The sequence below is a fragment of the Carboxylicivirga marina genome, assembly GCF_016612505.1.
Lineage (GTDB): Bacteria > Bacteroidota > Bacteroidia > Bacteroidales > Marinilabiliaceae > Carboxylicivirga > Carboxylicivirga marina.
The window spans coordinates 1-21,690 of sequence record NZ_JAENRR010000060.1; the positions used below are offsets into that span (position 1 = coordinate 1).

Here is a 21,690-nt window from a genome sequence, read left to right on the forward strand (position 1 = left end):
CACTTAGCATTCCCTGCAAACCCTTGTTAACTAAGAAATCCATGAGATAGGCATCTGTATTATGGGGTAACTCCAAATAAATATCAATATTGACATTGGCCAAATTATGTGCGTATTTGTGTTGTTAATTCCAACATAATACAATCTGTAATGCCTGAGAATCTTGTCGAAGCAAAAGTTAGTGAAACAAACAAATCGGTGTTAAGCAAGCTTCATGTAAGAAGCAAAGAAAACAAACACATTGTAAATGAATTAAGGAAAGAGTTGATTAAGGGGCTTTCGGCGCCATCTAAATATATTTCAAGCAAGTTTTTTTACGATAAATTTGGCTCTCAACTATTTGAGTGGATAACCAAATTACCCGAATACTACCCGACACAAAGTGAGAAATCGATTATAGAAAACCATGGAAACGAGCTTTTCGGACAGTTAAGCCATGTCCATTTGATTGAACTGGGTAGCGGAGACTGTACAAAAATCTCATTGGTGTTAAAATCCATTCAAAGCAATCATATATCAACAGTCAATTACTGCCCCATCGATTTTAGTATATCGTCTATTGAAAAATCAAAAGCCATTTTAAAGCATTCATTTCCTCAATTAAAAGTCAATGGAGTCGTAACCGACTTTACCAAGCTTCAGACCTTACCCAATGAGCGTCCACGCATCATTTGTTTCTTTGGAAGCACCATTGGTAATTTTGAACCGGCCGAGGCCGAAGCTTTATTAAAAAACATCCAATCTATTATGAACCCGGGCGACCAACTTATAATGGGCATCGATTTAGTTAAAGATATTTCCATTCTTGAGAAAGCATACAACGACAGCCAGAGAATCACTGAAGCATTTAATAAAAACATCTTAAGACACTGCAATACCCTACTTAATACCAATATTTATCCACCGCACTTTAAACACCATGCTTTTTTTAATTCTGATAAAAGTCGAATTGAAATGCACTTGTTAGCCAAAGAAGATATAATTATTGAATCTCCGTATTTAAACCAGGCTATTGAAATAGAAAAAGGTGAGAGCATTCATACTGAAAACTCTCACAAATATAGTTTTGAAGCCATTAGTGAGCTGGCTTACAAATGCAACCTGACGATTAAGCGCTTATTCTACGATGATAGAAAATGGTTTTCTCTCATTCAATTAACGAAGTAGAACTTACTTAGTCGAGTCGCAATCCATAAAAATTACCATTGGCATCACCTATATAGAGCATATCCCCATCTACAATTGGTGAGGACAAAAAGGCTCCTAAACCCAGTATCTCTTCTTCGACCTTCCGGGCTTCGGGACCATACAACTCGACGCCATCTGCAAAACTGGTTTCTGATTTAAACAGATTAGCGTAGTTGGATTTACTTTCGTCGGTTTGAAACACAAACTCAATCGCGCCGTTTTCTTCATTAAGCCCATATATTTTACCATTAAAACAGCCAAAATAAATTCTTCCATTAAGGGCCAATGCAGTACCATAGGTGCGCATATTCAATGAAAGTTGCCATTTTATTGTTCCTGATTCTGCATCCATGGCATAAAACCGGTGAGTATCTGATGTTCCAAAGTATAAGGTACTATCATATAACAAAGGCGTGGCAATAATCCAACTACCGGGCTCTTTATAATTCCAATGGCCGTGACCATTCTCAATGTCGAGAGCATAAATATTATAATCTCTGCTACCAAATATCACTTTATCGTTATAAATACAAGCAGCCCTCTGAATAGCGCCTTTGGGAAAATACTTATCACCAATCGTATTGAATTGCCATAGTTCTTTACCAGTTACTTTGTCAAGAGCATAGAAATATCCATCAAAACTACCAATTAATAAAACATCCTGGTGAATGGTTGGTGTTGCATGAACAGGCCCATCGGTCTTAAACTTCCAATTAAGATTACCACTTTCAGCATTAATCGCATATATGTGTCCGCCTCCACTACCAACATAAACAATATCTCCATCAATAGTTGGCGATGACAGATAATAATCCCACATATCAACCTGCTTTTCACCATCCATATTAAATTGCCACACTACCTCACCTGTTTTTTTATCCATAGCCGTAATACAAGCAGACTGATCATTTATAATTATTATCTGTTTATAAATAGCAGGCTTTGACTTAATGGCTCCATTGAGCTCTACACGCCATTTTTCTTTGCCCGAATATTTATCTAAAGCATAAAAATGACCTGTTTTATCTCCAAAATACACTTGCCCCACTGAAACTACGGGCGACGAATAAATACCGGAATCTGCTTTAAATTTCCAGTTTTGATTAACCTGACTCCATGTCAGGCACGATGTTAACAATAGCATTAAAATAAGTTTGATTCTCATATTGTAAGGTTTATCACTTTGTTTTGATAAAGGGACAGTCACCCTGCCCCTCTACCCTTATTCAATCAGAACATTTTCACCAATTAAAGTCTCAAGATATGGTTGCATGCCAAATTCATTTTGCAGCAATAAGTACTCTTTCTCAAAATCCAGTTGCTTTTTGAATTCACTTCGCCGCGCTCTAATCATGGTATTTTTCTCGGTATAACGCGACGATACAAAATCAAAGATACCAACTTTATATCCACTTTGTTCCAATAATAATGCACGCATCGAATCAGAAATCATCATCAAAGCCTTATCTCTAAATGCCTTGTGACGAATCACAGCCTTTAGCTTGTCTGACTTCATTGTTAAAGAGTGCTGACAGCACGAAACAGAAAGAATGGTTTTGGCACCACTTCTTAATCCCAGATAGATACTCTTATCGGTTGCCAAATCGCAAGCATGTAATGAATATACCACATCTACCTTGTCATCTGGCTGAAACGCATCAATATCACAAGCATGAAAATCCATATCCATGAAACCCATTCGCCGTGCCAATCATTCATTTTGTTGCATCAGTCGGGCATTGGTATCGATACAATGAATTTTAATGAGACGTTGCTCAATGTTTTGATAAAAAAAGTAAACCAGATAACTCAAATAACAGTTTCCGGCACCACTATCGATTAAAACAATGGTGCGCTTTTTTGAAACTCTTTTTAGTTCGGAATGAATAACCTCGAGGTAAGCAATTATTTGCTCAATCTTAACCTCATTATCTTTTGAAATATATGCATTACGCGACTGTAATTTTATAAGTTGAAACAAGTCGAATAACTCTTCTCTATTAATTTTATTTATAAGCATTTCGTGAACATTAAATAGTACACGAGACAGTTGTTGATACAGAAAACAGTAAAATGTAGAATTTGTGATAGAAGTGCAATCTGATTACAACAATCTGCCTCATTAAATTATTAATAAGTTGACTACAAGCGTGATTAACACGCTATATGATTGTTATGTAATTAGATATTTCATTCCCAAGCCGTGCGATAACGTATGGGGCGGATTTCCGGCTTATTATTTAATTATTAGAATGACAAGAGTAAATATTATTTACTCGAAACCTACAAGCAACCTTAATATTTATATTTTTGCAGCTACTAAGGTGCTCACGCTTAAAATGGGAATCCGGTGCTATAATAGAGATATTTGCATAAATTCCGGAGCTATCCCCGTAGCTGTAAGCCTCAAAAAAGATTTTGTCACACACCACTATCTGTCATTGACGGATGGGAAGGCGACAAAATTGAGGTAAGCCAGAAGACCTGCCTTAGGATTATACTTCGGGGTAAAGTGAAAACTATTAGCGCCATGCTAATACCTTTCATGTATCCTCCTGAAGCATGTTAAACTAATAAATTAATTAACAATGCAGGAGCAACAAATTAGCGCTATCAGCAAACGCCTGGATGAACAAATCCAGAAGAAAATCGATTTAAAAACCAAACCGCTTGGAGCACTGGGCACCCTGGAAAAAATTGCTTTTAAAGTGTGTCAAATTCAAGAAACACTTGAGCCAAAGCTCAACAAACCAGCAATACTCGTCTGTGCAGGTGATCATGGCATTACCCAGGAAAAAGTAAGTCCCTTTCCTCAAGAAGTCACTTTTCAAATGGTCATGAACTTTCTAGGCGGTGGAGCGGCCATTAACGTATTTAGCCGCCAGAATGACATAAGGCTGTTAGTAGCAGATACTGGCGTTAATTTTGACTTTGAACCATCAGGGCAGTTATTAGACTTAAAAATTAGAAAAGGCACCCGCAACTTTGCCATTGAACCAGCCATGACAATTGAAGAGTGCCAAACCGCAATTAACAATGGGGCACAAGTCATCGAAAAGCTTCATAAAGAAGGAACGAACATCATTGGCTTTGGTGAAATGGGCATTGGCAATACAACCTCAGCTACAGCTTTAATGTGCAAAATTGGCGGTTTTACAGCTCAAGAAGCCTCAGGTGCTGGTACAGGCCTGGATGCAAATGGCATCAGCCATAAAGCATCTGTCATTGAAAAAGCGCTTCAGCTACATTCTGCTATTTCAAACCCTATCGAAATATTAGCAACATTTGGTGGTTATGAAATAGCGACCATCTGCGGAGCCATTTTAAAGGCAGCTGAATTAAAAATGACTATTCTATCTGATGGCTTTATCGCCACATCAGCTTTAATAGTGGCACATGCCATTAACCCAAATGTAACCGATTATTGTTTGTTTGCTCACGAATCAAACGAGCAAGGTCATAAACTAATGCTGCAGCATCTCAATGCTGAACCAATTCTTCACCTGGGAATGCGACTGGGCGAAGGGACAGGTTCGGCTGTTGCCTATCCAATCATAGAATCAGCCGTGAATTTTATGAATGAGATGAGTAGTTTTGAAGATGCCGGAGTGAGTAATGTGTAGGTGAAGAGAGACGGAGGACCGTTGACAGAAGACGGGGGACGGAAGACGGGGAATGGAAGATTGGAGTATAATTAAGATAGTACACAATTATGAAAGAGACTAAATTCAAATTTGAAAAACTAATCATATGGCAAAAAGCTATGGAATTTGGAGAAGCAATTCATGCTCTTTCATTAAGTTTCCCAAAAGAAGAAATCTATAACCTATCTTCGCAAATAAGAAGAGCAGCTGATTCAATTGCTTTAAATATTGCAGAAGGTGCAATCGGCCAATCCAATCCTGAACAGAAGAAGTTCATCAGTTACTCTATTCGTTCTTTGGCGGAAGTTATTACCTGCTTACACAAAGCCAATAAAAGAAATTACATTGAATTCAATCAATTTGAAAAACTATACTCAGATGCTTATTTGTTAATGAATATGATGATTAGATTCAAAAACCACATTAAATAATGCAAATCAACCTTCTGTCTTCCGTCTATTTTTCGGACTCCACTTTTCCGTCTTCGGTCTTCAATAAATTAACAATATGAAAAAACAAATACACCTCCTACTCACAGCCTTTGGATTTTTCACACGAATTCCGGTGCCTTTTAAAATTGCCTTTTCGCAGGATAACCTGAATAAGTGTAATCGTTATTTACCCATCGTTGGTTATGTGGTTGGAGGTATCAGCGCTCTGGTTTTTTGGGGAACCTCTCTTGTATTTCCTCAGTCAATAGCCGTTATTCTATCCATGATGACATCAGTATTGTTAACAGGGGCATTTCATGAAGATGGCTTTGCAGATGTCTGTGATGCCTTCGGTGGTGGATGGACAAAGGAGAAGATACTCTTTATCATGAAAGATTCAAGGGTGGGCGCTTATGGTGCCATTGGCATTCTTTTATTACTCTTGCTCAAGTTCTTTTCGACAAATGAAATTCCATCATCTACAATAGCAGTAGCCATAATCATTGGCCATGTCATTAGTCGAACAATGGCGGTATGGACTATGCATACCTTAAATTATGTAAGGGAAGATGAAAGCAGTAAATCAAAACCCATAACCAAAGCGTTAAAAATTAAAGATTTATTAATCGCATTCATTATTGCAGCTCCTACTTTTTTATTGTTAGGCAATAATGTGTTCTTATTGATATTGGCACCAGCCTTGGTTGCCAAGCTTTGGATGGAGCATTATTTTAAGAAATGGATTGGTGGTTATACGGGCGATTGCCTTGGCAGTATTCAGCAAGTAAGCGAAGTTGTGATATATCTATCTATCATAGCAATCAACAACTATAACACTTATGAGAATTCTTTTGAAGCACAATTAAATAGTATTTTTTAGATGGAGATTTGGTTGATACGACATACAACACCCAACATCGATAAAGGCATTTGCTACGGCCAATTAAACCTGGATGTTGCTGATAGTTTTAACGATGAAGTTGAACACATTAAACTCCTTTTGTCAAACAATAGCTTTGATAAGGTTTTTACAAGTCCGCTTCTTAGGTGCACAGCCCTGGCTAAACGATTATTTCCATCAGAAGATATCCATTTTGAAGAGCAAATTAAGGAAATTAACTTTGGCGATTGGGAAGGCCAAAAATGGGATGAAATTAACAAGCAACAACTTAACGTTTGGAGTCATGATTTTCTCCAACAATCGCCTCCGAATGGCGAAAATTTTAGCGCTTTGTTAGAGCGAGCACTTAACTTTAACAACACCCTTGCAAACTCAAATTTAGATAAAGCTGCTATAGTGACCCACTCCGGGATAATAAGAGCGTTTTTAATGGAATATCTGGAAATTCCAGCAACTAAAATCTTTAATCTTGAATTATCATATGGTGCAATAATTAAAATCACTATTCATTCAAGCGATTATAAACAGGTACAATTTATAAAAGGATAACATGGCGCAAATAATACTGATAACCGGCGGACAGCGCTCAGGCAAAAGCTCTTTTGCGCAAAAGATGGCATTGCAGCTATCTGAAAAACCAATTTACCTGGCCACTTCACGTATTTGGGACGATGAGCACCAACAACGTATCAACCGTCATAAATCTGACAGAGGACCGGAATGGACTAATATTGAAGAAGAAAAACAGCTTTCAAAGCACAACATTGATAAACGCGTAGTACTAATCGACTGCGTAACACTTTGGCTTACCAATTTCTTCTTTGATAACGATAGCAATATTGACAAGTCACTCAACGAAGCAAAACTTGAATTAGAGAAATTCACTCAACCAAATGCCACTTTTATTTTCGTGACTAATGAGATTGGCCTAGGCGGAATGCCAGAAAACGCGATTCAACGCAAATTTACCGACCTGCAAGGATGGATGAATCAGCACATAGCGAGTATTGCCAACGAAGTACACTTAATGGTTTCGGGCATCCCTATCAAAGTGAAATAAGCATATGAAATACCTTCATCACCTGTCTGCAATTCATTCTAATATTTAATTGATAGCCTGAATTGGCTATATCTCCAACACAAGCATTCGGCTAATATCCCTTAAGACCACAAGGTTCATTTCAAACACTAGATTGGTATCCACCATCAACTGAGAGTTTAAATTAAACACTCATTTAACGTGTTAACTCAACTCAGACTACAATCTTAACACTTGCTTAGTAATCTCAGTCAACTGAGAACCTTAATCTAACATTTAACAAATGCACCAAGTTGCTTCAGGAAGTCAGTTCCACACTTGATATTATGCCTGAGTCAACTAAGAATACCCTTCGAACATGTGATTAATACCATAAATCACTTCAGGGTTCCAGATTAGTAATATATTAAGTCTTAAGCTCGCTGTGGGTAATGATTGAATAATTGAATGATACAAAATGCATATTAACCATAGCAGGCATATAAAAATCAGAAGGGGCTGCCCTTTGGCAACCCCTTCCTCACACAACTAAACCTTTAATCTACGTTCCATCACAGCTTAAAAGTTTATGATAATTTATCATTATGGTTGCCACCACATTTTAGTATCCATTTCATCTCCACCTATTGCGGTTATTGCAGCTGCAACATTATCAGCATTAACACTAGCTTCGTTCAACAAGTATTTTACTCGATATGGCTGATCTACAACATCTTCAATAACAGCAAAGTTAAATGTGGCCGTTGTATCACGATACCCAGTAATATTACCATCTACATCGCGATTTGCAATAGTCCAGGTATAATCATAAATCTCATCTGGCTTAACAAGGGTATTTGGATACCCGGTACGACGATACTCACTCCATGCTTCATAAGGCTGCATATACAAAGCAATGTATTTTTGCATCATGACAGTTTCTTCTGATGCAGCTGGCAATGTCGCAATAAACGCATTAATAACAGCCTGATCAACACCCCATTTCTGCATCGATGCTTCAATGCCTTTTTCATACCATGTTTGCTCCCAACCATTTACTTCACTTAAAAGAAAGCAAACCTCGGAATATTCCATGTAAATTTCAGTATAGTCAGCCGCTAATATTTTCGAACCTGGGAATGATTCATGTGTAAATTTATTTACTTCCCCATTATTCTCTGTTAAAGGTATACCAACCTTAACACCATCAGCGTTATCTGCGACATAAATGTCTAATCGTGGATCCGCACCGAAAACACTTCGTTTTCCTTCAAGTAATTCAACAAATTGCATCGATGGCGCAAAATCTTCACGGGCACTTACCACAAATGCACGATACATAGGAGCACCATTTAAGGCATTAGCTTCATATTTTACGCCAGCATTATCAGCATTTGATGCCATAACTCCTGCTGTGATAGCCTCAGCTATATGGGTAGCTGCAGCCGGATAAACATCTTTAACACGATTAGCGATTCTAAGACGTAATGAATTAGCCAGTTTCTTCCACTTAACAGCATCACCTCCATAAAAGTTATCACCATCAATCATATTCTCATTGGTGATAATCATTTCTGATGCTTCTTTAAGTTCCTTTAATAAGTCAGCATAAATTTTTGACTGTGCCGCATAAACTGGAGTATCGATATTATCTGTCTTAAGTTTGTTAGCCTGAAAATCAGCATCATCACTTCCATATGACCAGTAAGGTACATCTCCCCACACTTCGGTTGCTTGTAAATAGACATATGCTAACATAATCCTAGCAGCCGCAATCTGATTCTCATTTGGACCATATTGCTCCATACTTCCTTTAGTTGCTTCATCGGTATTTAATTGAATAATATCGATTAAATCCTGAGCATTTTTATATAAATCGTCCCATCCTCCTTGATTGACGGTTTCTCTATATTGGAAACGATCTTCTTCAGTATAATTAACTTGATTCCAGTATTGAACCCAAAGTAACCCCATTCTACCGGAAAACCATTCATCTCGGGTGTCGTCCATCAGACGCTTTTGCACTCGGTTCATTAGACCATAGGTTGGCGCAACTTCTGGCTGATTTGGGTCAGCAAAGTATTCGACGTCACATGAAAAAAGTAACGATCCAACCAAAACAAATACTATATATTTTAATTTATTCATTTCTATACAGTTTTAAGATTAAAATTTAAGCTGTACGTTAAATCCATAAGAGCGTGTTGCTGGTACGATACCACCTTCTAATCCTTGGATATTACCATTACCACCAACTACAGTTTCTGGATCAATTCCTGTATTATCTAGGCCCCAGACAGCAAGGTTGCGACCATATGCAGAAACTCGAATCGATTGAATAACATTAACAATTTTAGGTAATGTGTAACCAACTGTAACTTCGCGTAATTTTACGTAAGATGCATCGAAGATACTTGTGGCACTTGGAGTTCCAAATCCATGATAGTGATTTTGAGCATAATCTATCCCCTCAATTCTCATATCATTAGGAGTACCATCAGGAAGAACTCCAGGCAAAATTAGACCTCCACCATCACTTACTGCTTCACGAATGTTCATTCCATTTTCATTAACTGTAGCGGTCTTCGCTTCCATACCAGAGTACATAGCCCACATATTTGTTAAAGAGTAATATTTACCACCTTGGGAAATATCAATTAATACACCTGCATCCCAACTCTTATATTTAAAGCTATTTTTAAGACCTGCGGTATAATCAGGTAGAGCAGAACCAATTGATTCTAATTTACCTTGAGCATAATAACCTGTTTCTGGATCGATAACTCTATTACCATTATCATCATATTCGTAGTTAAGAGCATAAATTTCCTGGAAGGTAGCTCCCTCAACAGCATTTAGGTAGGCACCACCAAATGGAGCACGCGCTAATTGTAATTTTCCACCTAGCTGATCTGGAAGTTCCTTTACAGTATTGGTATTCTTAGCATAATTCAAACTTATATCCCATGAAAAATCAGAAGTTCGAATTGGAGTACCATAAAGTACAACTTCAACACCTTTATTATTGATTAAACCAGCATTAATAACGCGTGATGTGTACCCTGTTGAACCACTAATTTCAACAGGTACAATTTGATTTTCCGTATCTCGATTATAATAACTAAAATCAATACCTGCACGATTTTGTAATACTGCAGCTTCAAAACCTAACTCAATTTCTTTCGTTTTCTCAGGCTTTAAATTTTGATTTTTTAAGCGCGAAGAATTCGTAAATTGAGGATTTCCATTAAATGGATCAGAAATAACATACGTATTATATACCTGATAAGCAGAAGTACCATTACCTGTTTCTCCGTAATTAACACGTAATTTTAAATTATCTAACCACGCGAAATCTAACATTTCCGACGCAATAAAACTACCTGAGAATGAAGCATATGAGTAACTATTCTCATTAGAAGGTAATGTAGAATCATAATCAGTTCTATAAGTAGCGTCAACATATAACATACTCTTATAACCGAAACTAGCAGCTCCAAAGAAGCTATTAACTTGCTTTTCTCTTAAATAATCATCCAAAGTAGGTTGATTAGCTGAATTATTAAGGTTATAAAGTCCATCAATAACTAGCCCCCCATTGGTTGTCCCTTCAAATCGCCTATAGTCTTCTTTTCTTGTGTTACCTCCAACAAAAGCTGTTACATCAATTTCATTAAAGCGCTTATTAAATGCTAATTTACCTTCATAATTAATTTCGGTAGCCTGACGCTGTACCTGGTGATACATAGATTGAGCTTGTGAACCTTTAGCAACCCTTTCGCGTGCATTAAAAGTATAAGTATCCAAAAAGACACTTCCTTGAGCAGATAAATAATCTGTTACGTTTACTTTTATGCCAGTTGTACCATATACACGTGTACGATCATCATCCTGATAGTTCTTATAAGCCGTCCAATATGGGTTATCAGAGTATTTAGGAGTAGGATCGGTAGCAGATTTACGATTCCATGTTCTATTAGTACCATCTGGGTTTTCATAATTTCTTAATTTACCCATATCTAATTGACGCTGTCCCCATTGGAAAAACTTTTGAGATTGAGAATTATCTCCATACCCAAACTGCGGACGTCCCTTAGTATTTGTATTAACATATGTTACATTGGCGTTCAACTCTATGAATCCATCGAATACCTTGGTCGTACCATTGATATTAAAGTTATTCTTGTCTTGTGATGAATTCGGAACAATACCTGTCATATTAACATTGGTATACCCTAATCTTAATGACGAGTTCTCCGAAGTTGAAACTACATTTATTGAGTTTTGGAAAGCAACGCCTGTTTCATAAAAATCTTCCACATCATTTTTGGGTGCCACCCATGGAGCAGTTACCGGTTCAGGAGTCAATCCTTGTTCCCAATCTGTAAGCCCCCACCAATGTAGCACATCTTGTCCTTCGTATTTTGGTCCCCAGCTTTCATCCATTGCATAGAAAACAACTTGATAGTCTTTTCCATTTATTGTTTCAGTTTGGAAATCTCCATAACCACCACCATAACTATTCTGTTGATTAGGTAATATTGAGACTTCTTCAAAAGTCACACCTGAATTAACCTCAACAGAGAATGATTTTTTACCAGCTTTACCAGCCTTGGTTGTTATCATGATTACCCCGTTCTGACCTCTACTTCCATAAAGAGCAGATGCGGCACTACCTTTTAAAACTTCAATATCAGCAATATCATAAGAGTTAAGATCGTTCGTCATCGAACCATAATCATAACCACCTCCACCAATCTGAGTTGAGTAATCATTAAAACCCTCGTTACTAATAGGTACTCCATCAACAACAAATAAAGGTTGATTATTTTGACTAAAAGAACTTGCTCCCCTAATCAAAATATTTTGTGAACCTGCGAAGTTCTGACCTGCAATTTGCAAACCAGCTACCTTACCAGAAAGTGAAGACATTGGATTTACATCATTAGCTGCCATAATTTCCTCATTAGATACCCCTTGCGAAGCATATCCTAATGATTTCTTCTCTCTGGAAATACCCAAAGCCGTAACAACCACTTCATCCACACCAATAGCTTCAGAAACTAAAGCAATATTGATTGTTTTACGACCTTCAATAAGAACATCTTGAGTTTTCATACCAACGAATGAGTACAACAAGTTTGTTGCATCGTCTGGTACACTTAAAGAATAATTACCGTCAACGTTTGTAACGGTACCAATAGTTGTTCCTCTTACAACAACAGATACACCCGGCATAGGATCACCTGCTTCACTATCGGTTACAGTACCGGTAATGGTTGTTGTTTGAGCAAACATTGCGTTGAGTCCCACGAATAAAATCAGGGACGCGATTAATGCTAATCTGCGCATAAAACAAAAGGTTTAAGTTAATAATAGTGATAATTATTAACGCTTTTCACGTTAAATTAATACATAGATATTCAACCTCGCATTACTTTATAAGTGCATACTGGCGAACACACACTTAAATACATAACACAAGACAGTTAGATAAAATTAAATTCTAAATTGGAATGTTTTTTTTTGAAAATACGGTTTCTAGTGTACATGATTAAAGGTTTAAAAAGTTAATAATGGCGATAAAAGTTAAACTTCTTTTAATTGTGTATCTTTTTTTTTCAAGCATCAAACTGGCGAATTTGATATTGTAAAAGTATATAAATTATAATTCGAAACAAATATACTCTTATTGAATTCAATTTATAAATACTTCTTCTAAATAACACTTGAACTGTTATTATCTATAAATCAAAGACCTATTCAAAAATAGTTTTTTGATTTACAAATGCAAAACATTTATGAATATTTGTTAATTTATCTTAACACTCTCACCCCCCCCTAATTTTAAAGCTTGATTTCAAAAAAATATAAAATGAGAAACATTAACTTTGCTGTCTAAACAAATAATATAATGTGTAGACTCATTTGTTTGTGCAAAGGTGTTAGAGAGGATGCCATTTCAGAGGTAATAGACTCAGCTGCTCATCCTAACCTACAAGTTGTTCAAGAAAAAACGGGAGCTGCTACAAATTGTGGCAGATGTATTAATGCGATAGAATCTTTGATTGAGAAAAGCAGAAGTGAATCTATCATCGAAGACCATAAATAATATTGAATAAATAAACTTCGGCAAACTCACTTCATCAACTTCCATTATACTTAAAATACAATAACATGTCTCTCATATATCAATACATAGATTCATTTCTTAACCTCACAGTGGCAATGTCGCCATACCTGCTATTAGGATTTTTATTTGCAGGTTTATTAAAAACGTGGTTTCCTCAAAAATGGATTGACAGATATATGGGTAAAGGCAATTGGCGTTCAGCTATTAACACGGCATTATTGGGAATCCCCCTCCCGCTTTGCTCCTGTGGTGTTATTCCTACTGGCATTTCGTTTTACCGTAATGGCGCATCTAAAGGTTCTAGTGTCTCATTCTTAATCTCAACACCACAAACTGGGGTAGATTCCATATTAGTTACCTACTCTTTACTTGGTCTTCCATTTGCAATAATCAGAGTAATTATAGCTCTAATTACAGGCGTTTTAGGTGGTATATTTACCAATTTAATTGATAGTAGTAACACAAAAGTTAGCTACACCGAATCAAATACCAAGTCATCAACAACTTACACTAAGGGCAATATTAAAACAGTCTTTCGCTATGGTTTTTACGAATTCCTGATGGACATCGCAAAATGGTTAATCATTGGCCTCATTATTGCCGCTTTCATTGATGTAATTATGCCAGCCGATTTCTTTAATGCGCATATTAAAAACGAATGGCTAAGCATGGTAATGGTTCTTTTTGCATCTGTACCTCTATACATTTGTGCCACAGCATCGGTTCCAATAGCTGCCGTATTAATGCTTAAAGGGTTATCACCCGGTGCAGCATTAGTATTATTAATGGCTGGCCCTGCTACAAATGCAGCTACAATAACGGTAATGAAAAAGGTATTTGGAAACCGTACCTTATTAGCTTACTTAGGCTCTATTATTTTGGGAGCTATGATTTTTGGAGCGCTCATCAATGCATTTCTACCACGAGAATGGTTCTTAATAATTAGTGACTCAATGCATCATCACCAACATGAATTGATTCCATATTGGCTGCAATTAGCTTCTGCCATTATGCTGGTTACATTAATTATAAATGGTTACATTCAGAAATATCTGTCGAAGAAAAAGAAAGCACAAACACAAAGTACTTCAAGTAATACAATTCTCAACTCCTCACACAACATAGCAGCAACTCCGAGTCAATCTTTTAGCTTTGCCATGCCCTTAATTACCAGATATTATATGGTTGAAGGCATGACATGTAGCCATTGTAAAAAAAGTATAGAAACGAATCTTGAAAAGCAATCAAATATTACGAGTGTTGAGGCTTCTCCTGAGAATAAAGAAGTAAAAATTGAAGGGACTGAGCTTAACAATGAAAAAATAAAAGAACTGATAGAAGAGCTTGGTTACAATTTTATTAAAGAAAAGAAATAAATCACATTGGGAGTTTTATCATAAACTCAACACCATCTGGATGATTATTAAAAGATAAGAATCCACCATGCTCTTCAACTAAATTATAAGCTAAAGACAAACCCAATCCTGTGCCTTTATTGATTGATTTTGTGGTATAAAATGGATCGAATATACGTGCTCCAACTTTGTTATTGATTTGCGGTCCGTTATTAAAAATTGATATACATGCGTAATTGCCCTCCCTCTTGTTACTTTCCTTATCACAACTTATTTTAAGAATCTTGCTATCAACATTATCGAGGGCACTAATCGCATTATCAATAATATTTAATGCTACCTGATGAATCTTATCGGCATAGATAGTAACCGGCTCATCCAAAGTGTAGTTCTTTTCAACTATTAAGTCAGCAGGCATTTTTGCTTTTAAGAACATTAAAGTAGAGTCTAAGATTGAGTGCAAATCATGTTTCGATTTTTGACTCTTTCCACTATATGAAAATGTCATCAACGAGGAAACTACAAATGCTGCTTGTTCCACTCCTTTATTTATTATCTCATTTCCTTGATGAAGCATTTTATTAACCTCATCAGTATCATTCCCATTTTGCGAATCCTCAATAGCATTGCGCACAAGTAATGAGCCAGTTGAAATAAAATTAAGTGGTGTATTGATTTCATGTGCCACACCTGCAGTTAATACTCCAAGAGAAGCCATCTTTTCTGAATGAATTAATTGTTGTTGCGTGGTCTTTAAGTGCTCATTGGTGGCTTTTAACTCTTCAATATGGACATCAAGCCTTTTATTATTTATCAATAACTCTACCTGGTTAGCTTTCAGTTGCTTTTCAAATTTATAATTCACCCATTTTAAATAATATACCGAGCTATTAATAAAAGTGTAAATCGAAATAGAGGCGATTTTATTGAATATCCAAAAGTCTTCTAACATTGGAATGACAGCAAGTTCTTTAGGCGCAAAATAGACCAGAATATAATCTAAACTAAACATGAATACAAGGTAATACAGCATAGCGCCTCTATAGAGTATTCGGTTTGTGTTTATTCTTAAAAGCAGTTGTGGAAACAATGAGAATGCGACAACAATATAGGTGTAGTAAAAAAAACTTTGATCTTCAACAAAACCAAATAGAGCTGGTACAATTAAAAATAAGATTGGAGGTATAAAAATTAATAATGATTTAGCTAAGGTATGGAATTTGAATCGTGAGAGAAAAAAATGGATAATACACAAACACATTATCCAATAAAATCGCCATCCTCCAATATTCATGGTACGATCTTCAATAACTCTCAAAACCCACAATAGCACAGAAATGCCTACCATTATTAGAAATAAGGTTGCATTTACCTGATTATTTAATACAGTTGTTCGCTTTATAGTATCATGGCGACTTGATTCTATACCATTATAAGATATAGATTGCCATAATTTACTCAACCACCCCATATATCAAATTTAATAACCTTTCCAACGAAGAGTTAATCCTAAAGGTTGCATTATAGGCTAAGACATTAACTTAGATTCAAGTTAAAAATGATGATTAATAACATCTACCACACAAATGCCTTGCATCAATCACTTAATTTATATATCCTTTTTTGAACTAACTGGTCAATAGTAAGTGTGTTCTTTATGTCAAAAATAAGCACACAATATATAAAAAAACAAGTACACATTTGTCAACTTATAATAACTAATTCATTTTATTAATGCGCATCGATAACATGTAACATTCTTAATGAATGTTCAATTGTTGGCGTAATTTCGTTCAGGTATTCTTTAACCGCCTTCACACTGCCCGGTAAAACATATACAAGTGAGTGCCCCATAACACCAGCAATACTTCGGCTTAGTAATGCATTTGGCTTTTCAAGTCCATATTTGACACGAACAACTTCCATTATGCCAGGAATTTCTTTGTCGAGTAATGGTTTAACGATATCGGGCGTATTATCTCTTGGACCAATTCCAGTTCCTCCCGTGGTAATAACAATATCAAAAGGAGCAGCTTTGGATTCCAGCATTACCTTTTTGATTAGCTCTTCGTCATCGGGTAGAATGGTTCTTTGAATATGATATTGTCGACCGTTCTCCTGAAAAAATGCCTTCATGACTGTTTCCGCATACGGACCACTCATATCTTCATAAATTCCTTCATAGGCCCTGTCACTTAAGGTAATAACATGAACCTTAATTTGTCGAGGAACATATTCTAAAACATCTTCAGCTTTTAATTCCCCTCCCGAGATCACTCGACAAAAAATTCCTTCCTTGGGCATCACACAATCGCCCGTTAGCTGTTTTATTTCGCAACCATTGTGACATTTCTTACCTATTTGAGTGACTTCCAATTCAATGCCATTGCCCACAAAACGATCGAATATTTTTGTGTGATGAATTTCCATTCCTTCAGTTGTGATATTTTCTGCAAAATCTCCAAATTTCAGTTTTGCACCTGAGGCATCTTCTGTTTTTTGATAGCTCTCAATACCCAAAAGGCTTACCTGACGGTGCCACGGTCCAGAATGAGCATCTCCTGCTACACCTAAATCATTAAGTTTTATAGCATTTACAGGTGCTTTTTTGGTACCTTTCTTTTGTGAAATATTGACTGACTTTATATTAATTTTCATCACTTCGTATTTATATTCGTTAGTTCCAACTACTTACACCTTAGTTTTTTCAAGCAGGCGAATATTACTCATCTCCATATCTTTGTCAACCGCTTTACACATATCATAAATAGTAAGCAGAGCCACATTAACCGCTGTTAAGGCTTCCATTTCAACACCAGTCTGCCCTTCGCATCGTGATAATGAATCAACACGAATTCCGTCCTCTTTAATCTCAAAATCAACATCTACTTTCGATAGTTGTAGTGCATGACAAAGCGGAATTAAAAAATGGGTTTGCTTAGCAGCTTGAATTCCGGCAATGCGAGCCACAGAGAGTACATCACCTTTTTTCATCATGTTATTATTGATTAGGCTTAGGGTATTCTCTTGTAGTTTGATAAAACCAGTAGCTTTTGCCGTTCTTTTTTGAATAGGTTTATCACCTACATCTACCATGTTGGCTTCACCATTTTTATTGATATGTGTTAATTCATCAGACATGTGTTAACCTCCAATATTGTAAAATTTATGATTCTGATTCATGCTTCCCTCTTCTGGTTTAGCTCCTAAGGCCAACTGAAAAGCCTCTTTAATCCCATACTTCTTTACGTTGTAACCACTATTGCTAAACAAGCAGGGCTTTACATCACCATTGGCCATTAGTCTAAGTCGATTACATATCTTGCAATTGCCGCCTTCACCTCCTTCAACAACGGAGAAATCACCCGTTTCTAAATCCATTTGGTGAATGAATCGAATATTTAACCCCTCTTCTTTACAAAACTTTTCGATGGCTTCGATATTCTGTTTGTTTGAGAATTTAGTTTTGACCACATTTATTTTTATGGGTGTGAGACCGGCATTCTGAGCGGCAACTATTCCTTTCTTAACGTCATTCAGATTACCTAACCTGGTAATACTTTTAAATTCTTTTTCATCTAGTGTGTCCAGACTAATATTAACCCTTTTTAATCCGGCTTTTTTAAGATCTGAAGCATACTTATTGAGTAAAACACCATTGGTGGTCATAGCTATTTCTTCAATGCCATCTACTTGATTAATCATCTCCACAAGTTGGACAATACCCTTACGAACCAGTGGCTCACCGCCAGTCAGTCGGATTTTTTTCAATCCTAATTTGGCTCCTTCACGAATCACCTCTACAATTTCTTCTAAGGACAATATCTCATCATGCTTCAAAAGATGAATTCCATCTTCGGGCATGCAATACCTGCACCTGAGATTGCATCGGTCGGTTACCGATACTCTTAAATAGGTAATCCTTCTGTTATAAGAATCTAACATGTACCAAATCTCCTTTTTTTACTTCTTTCATTCCAATTGGCAATTCAAACAATACTTGCGCAGAACTTAATCCATTTATGTGAGCTGATCCATGGAACTCAAGAGGAACGACCTCACTCCTCTCATTGATTAAAGCAGGGGCAAATAATAAACGTTCATCTTTTCTTCTTTTAAAATCGGCATTTATTGGCAGGTTCAATTCCATCGGCTTATACTGATAATTCATTAAAGCATAAAGGAAAGGCCGCACATATAATTCGAACTGAATAAAGGATGACACCGGATTGCCCGAAAGTCCAAAACAATAGCGATTACCTTGTGATGCAAATACCATTGGCTTTCCAGGCTGAATCGCCGTTTTTGAAATGATCGTTTCACAGCCCAGTTTTTGGAGAATATCCGGAATTAAATCGTACTCGCCGACAGAGACACCACCTGTTAGAATTAGCACATCGTTTTCCAATAAAGCAGCACAAATTTGTTCTTCCAAAAGAGCACCTTCATCCTTGATTATTCCATTGTAAATACCATCGATACCTAATTGATGTAATTGTGCCAGTAATTGAGTAGAATTAGAGTTTCTAATCTGGTATGGCTTCGGATATTCATCTGGTTCAACTAACTCAGTACCACTAGCGATTATAGATACCTTCGGTTTTTGATACACCTCCACCACATTTTGTCCAGCCATTGCTAACACCGGCATATGACGCGCTTCAAGCATAGTGTTTTTTGATAATAAAACATCTCCCTCTTTTGCATCTTCGCCCTTCAGACTAATGTTAGTTTTGGTATTTAAATTGGTACAGCGTATATGTTTATCATCAATTTGCTCAGAGTCTTCAATCATAAACACACAATCAGCACCCTCAGGAACAACGGCGCCTGTCATGATTTTAGCACACTGATTTTCGCCGATTACGAATTCCGGCTCTTTCCCTGCAAAAATGGTTTCGACCACACGAAGTTCGTTTCCTAAGTCTATTTTTCGGCAAGTATAACCATCCATAGCCGATTTATTAAACGGTGGCATATCTATATCAATACACACATCTATAGCCAATACCCGATTTAATGCTTTTGCCAAACTCACTCTTTCTGAAGCCAATGGTTTCGCTTCACCCAAAATCTTCTTTAATGCGTCTTTATATTGAATCATCGTATTTATTTTAATCGTTTGGGGTTGATGGAAAAACATCTTGCACATCCAACTTTGTCGCTTCATCGGGTGATAAAACTATCTTATCATCACCGTCTCGTATAACATGTTTTTTAAGTGAATCTTCTCCTTTAATATAATACAAAACATGAGGCACTATGTAGTTATACAGTCCACCCGACTCAATAACTATGGGTTTATCATTCGGTAGAAAACCTTGTAAATGTTCAAACATCTGTGATAGGTTTTCGTTTTTACATTGTACATAGTACACATCTGTTGCTCCCGCATCAAGCATTCGTGAACTATCCTTACGCGTTTTCAAGGTTTCTTTTACAATACAATAATCTTTGGTTCTAATTATTATTTGTGCTTGTTTGTCTAACTCATGAAAATGTGAAGATATTTTAACTGCATATACTTCAGTCAAACTAGCCAAATGATTTATTATCCGACATGATAGCAATGTTTTACCAACATTACGCCCATTGCCAGCAATCAGTATGATATTGGGATAGTTTTTCACAATAAATCCTCCGGTGAATTAAAGTTTAACAAGGCTTTAGTATCATCAATCAATATCGTTTGCGCCTTTAGTTCTTTCAGTAACAACTGTAATTTATATTGCCCTTTTACAATTTGTTGTTTAATAATTGGCAAGCAGCTTTTATGAAAATAGCCCAATGTAGGATACACTTTATGAGTCATGGATTCAATAACTGCGACCGAACTATCTCCTTTTTTGTTTAAAACTTGTTCGAATATTTCATTAGTTACAAATGGCATATCGCATGGACACATAATTACGTCATCAGTGTCAGAGGCAGATAATGCAGAATACAAACCTCCGATAGGACCAGTCATTTTATATTCATCAGCTACCACTCCGTAGCCAAACTTAGAATAATCCGTATTATTAGAACTGATGATAATTTCGGAACACAAAGGCTTTAGAGCATTGATACTATATTCGATCAAGGCACTCCCATTATATTGGATTAACCCCTTATCTTTTCCCATTCGAGAGCTAAGCCCACCTGCAAGTACTATTCCGGTTAGTTTTTCCATCAGGATAAATAAAAAAGTTTAAAACTGGCAAACAATAACACAAACGACAGCACATACATTAAGTATTTGGAGGTAAACTTCTTTTGACCTAGCCGCGAACCTATCATACTGCCAATAATTCCAAGGACGATTAAGATATAGATACTGCTTATAGGTTCGAAGCCTTGAGCCATTACACCCAAGATACCACTTGCTGAATTCAGGAAGATGAAAATGGCTGATATAGCTGCTGTTTCTTTTATACTTGCCCATCCCATTAATAAAAGTAAAGGGCTAAGAATAATTCCGCCTCCAATACCAATCATCCCTGAGAAAAATCCTAAAACAGCACCAAATAAAAGCGCTAGTGGCAGATGAATTGGTTTGGTTTCTTTTTCAGTCTTGGTAAAAAAGAGCATTCGTATAACGGCCATAAGCAAGAATACTCCCAATATAATTTTATAAGTATTAGGATTGACATCAACCCTGGCCCCTAAAAAAGACATGGGGATAGATAATGCAACAAAAGGCAATAGTAGTTTTAATCGGAAATGTCCTCCTCTATAAAAATGATAGAATGAGATGCCGGCTACAAACATATTTAAAGTCAGAGCCGAGGCACGCATATAAATGGGTGGAATGGCAAACAACGCCATAACAGCTAAATAGCCACTCGCACCTCCATGCCCAACTGATGAATAGAGTATTGAGGTTAATAATATGGCAATAAAAAAAAGAAATTCTGTTTCCATTCTATTAACTAATTGATGCTAAATAAATGAAAAGCAGAAAAGGAGTGTCAATTCTTAAAACTGACAAGTATTACTAAATATTAGTATACAACATGGTTGTACTCCACTATTTAGTAG

The 21,690-nt window shown here is 36.5% G+C and carries 19 protein-coding genes, 1 pseudogene and 1 riboswitch; of the genes and pseudogenes, 8 read left to right on the forward strand and 12 right to left on the reverse strand.

Annotation, left to right across the window (positions count from 1 at the left end; all coding sequences use genetic code 11):
• The first annotated feature begins 150 nt into the window (after window positions 1–150).
• Window positions 151–1,167 carry an L-histidine N(alpha)-methyltransferase gene (gene egtD / locus JIV24_RS18080; RefSeq protein WP_200466483.1) on the forward strand — a complete coding sequence of 339 codons (1,017 nt, stop codon included), beginning with the start codon at window positions 151–153 and terminating at the stop codon, window positions 1,165–1,167.
• Between the two features lie 7 nt (window positions 1,168–1,174).
• Here egtD and JIV24_RS18085 read toward each other — a convergent pair whose 3' ends face one another.
• Both JIV24_RS18085 and JIV24_RS22485 read right to left on the reverse strand, forming a co-directional pair.
• Window positions 1,175–2,353: an outer membrane protein assembly factor BamB family protein gene (locus tag JIV24_RS18085; RefSeq protein ID WP_200466484.1), complete on the reverse strand. Its 1,179-nt coding sequence runs from the start codon at window positions 2,351–2,353 to the stop codon at window positions 1,175–1,177.
• Window positions 2,354–2,410: 57 nt separating this feature from the next.
• Window positions 2,411–3,208 (reverse strand): annotated as a pseudogene (locus tag JIV24_RS22485) (class I SAM-dependent methyltransferase).
• 285 nt (window positions 3,209–3,493) lie between these two features.
• Window positions 3,494–3,694: riboswitch (cobalamin riboswitch) on the forward strand.
• 82 nt (window positions 3,695–3,776) lie between these two features.
• On the opposite strand from JIV24_RS22485, the gene cobT reads away from it, so the two are divergent.
• The 5 genes from cobT (at window position 3,777) to cobU (ending at window position 7,224) form a co-directional block, all read left to right on the forward strand.
• Entirely contained in the window at window positions 3,777–4,811 is a 1,035-nt protein-coding gene (gene cobT / locus JIV24_RS18100; RefSeq protein WP_200466487.1) for a nicotinate-nucleotide--dimethylbenzimidazole phosphoribosyltransferase, read from the forward strand.
• A gap of 89 nt (window positions 4,812–4,900) precedes the next feature.
• Window positions 4,901–5,263: a four helix bundle protein gene (locus JIV24_RS18105; RefSeq protein ID WP_200466488.1), complete on the forward strand. Its 363-nt coding sequence runs from the start codon at window positions 4,901–4,903 to the stop codon at window positions 5,261–5,263.
• A 76-nt stretch (window positions 5,264–5,339) separates the two neighbouring features.
• Window positions 5,340–6,143, forward strand: a complete 804-nt coding sequence (locus tag JIV24_RS18110) for an adenosylcobinamide-GDP ribazoletransferase (RefSeq protein WP_200466489.1) — start codon at window positions 5,340–5,342, stop codon at window positions 6,141–6,143.
• Window positions 6,144–6,713 carry an alpha-ribazole phosphatase gene (cobC, locus tag JIV24_RS18115; RefSeq protein WP_200466490.1) on the forward strand — a complete coding sequence of 190 codons (570 nt, stop codon included), beginning with the start codon at window positions 6,144–6,146 and terminating at the stop codon, window positions 6,711–6,713.
• A gap of 1 nt (window position 6,714) precedes the next feature.
• On the forward strand, window positions 6,715–7,224 hold the full coding sequence (gene cobU, locus JIV24_RS18120) for a bifunctional adenosylcobinamide kinase/adenosylcobinamide-phosphate guanylyltransferase (RefSeq protein WP_200466491.1): 510 nt from the start codon (window positions 6,715–6,717) through the stop codon (window positions 7,222–7,224).
• Window positions 7,225–7,785: 561 nt separating this feature from the next.
• On the opposite strand, the gene JIV24_RS18125 is transcribed toward cobU, so the two are convergent.
• Entirely contained in the window at window positions 7,786–9,330 is a 1,545-nt protein-coding gene (locus JIV24_RS18125) for a SusD/RagB family nutrient-binding outer membrane lipoprotein (protein ID WP_200466492.1), read from the reverse strand.
• Between the two features lie 18 nt (window positions 9,331–9,348).
• A complete protein-coding gene (locus tag JIV24_RS18130; protein ID WP_200466493.1) occupies window positions 9,349–12,534 on the reverse strand; it encodes a SusC/RagA family TonB-linked outer membrane protein in 3,186 nt (1,061 codons plus the stop codon).
• 562 nt (window positions 12,535–13,096) lie between these two features.
• Between JIV24_RS18130 and JIV24_RS18135 the strand changes: the two genes are divergently transcribed.
• Both JIV24_RS18135 and JIV24_RS18140 read left to right on the forward strand, forming a co-directional pair.
• Window positions 13,097–13,294 (forward strand): (2Fe-2S)-binding protein, encoded by a 198-nt coding sequence (locus JIV24_RS18135; protein ID WP_200466494.1) that lies wholly within the window; start codon window positions 13,097–13,099, stop codon window positions 13,292–13,294.
• 65 nt (window positions 13,295–13,359) lie between these two features.
• Complete coding sequence (locus JIV24_RS18140) at window positions 13,360–14,691, forward strand: permease (RefSeq protein ID WP_200466495.1); 1,332 nt, start codon at window positions 13,360–13,362, stop codon at window positions 14,689–14,691.
• Between the two features lies 1 nt (window position 14,692).
• Here the strand turns inward: JIV24_RS18140 and JIV24_RS18145 are convergent, their stop codons facing one another.
• From JIV24_RS18145 to JIV24_RS18180, 8 genes are all read right to left on the reverse strand, one after another.
• Window positions 14,693–16,141, reverse strand: coding sequence for a sensor histidine kinase (locus JIV24_RS18145; protein ID WP_200466496.1), 1,449 nt, complete (start codon window positions 16,139–16,141; stop codon window positions 14,693–14,695).
• 260 nt (window positions 16,142–16,401) lie between these two features.
• Window positions 16,402–17,328: an MOSC domain-containing protein gene (locus JIV24_RS18150; RefSeq protein WP_200466497.1), complete on the reverse strand. Its 927-nt coding sequence runs from the start codon at window positions 17,326–17,328 to the stop codon at window positions 16,402–16,404.
• Window positions 17,329–17,361: 33 nt separating this feature from the next.
• The gene (moaC, locus tag JIV24_RS18155) at window positions 17,362–17,811 is read right to left on the reverse strand and encodes a cyclic pyranopterin monophosphate synthase MoaC (protein ID WP_200466498.1); all 450 of its coding nucleotides are present in this window, start codon (window positions 17,809–17,811) and stop codon (window positions 17,362–17,364) included.
• A gap of 3 nt (window positions 17,812–17,814) precedes the next feature.
• Entirely contained in the window at window positions 17,815–18,615 is an 801-nt protein-coding gene (locus JIV24_RS18160; RefSeq protein ID WP_200466499.1) for a GTP 3',8-cyclase MoaA, read from the reverse strand.
• Window positions 18,599–19,774 (reverse strand): molybdopterin molybdotransferase MoeA, encoded by a 1,176-nt coding sequence (locus tag JIV24_RS18165; protein ID WP_200466500.1) that lies wholly within the window; start codon window positions 19,772–19,774, stop codon window positions 18,599–18,601. Before JIV24_RS18165 ends, JIV24_RS18160 begins: the two co-directional genes overlap by 17 nt.
• A 10-nt stretch (window positions 19,775–19,784) precedes the next feature.
• Window positions 19,785–20,300 (reverse strand): hypothetical protein, encoded by a 516-nt coding sequence (locus tag JIV24_RS18170; RefSeq protein ID WP_200466501.1) that lies wholly within the window; start codon window positions 20,298–20,300, stop codon window positions 19,785–19,787.
• Window positions 20,297–20,842 carry a molybdenum cofactor guanylyltransferase gene (locus JIV24_RS18175; protein WP_200466502.1) on the reverse strand — a complete coding sequence of 182 codons (546 nt, stop codon included), beginning with the start codon at window positions 20,840–20,842 and terminating at the stop codon, window positions 20,297–20,299. Before JIV24_RS18175 ends, JIV24_RS18170 begins: the two co-directional genes overlap by 4 nt.
• Window positions 20,842–21,573, reverse strand: a complete 732-nt coding sequence (locus JIV24_RS18180; protein WP_200466503.1) for a sulfite exporter TauE/SafE family protein — start codon at window positions 21,571–21,573, stop codon at window positions 20,842–20,844. Before JIV24_RS18180 ends, JIV24_RS18175 begins: the two co-directional genes overlap by 1 nt.
• Window positions 21,574–21,690 lie beyond the last annotated feature (117 nt).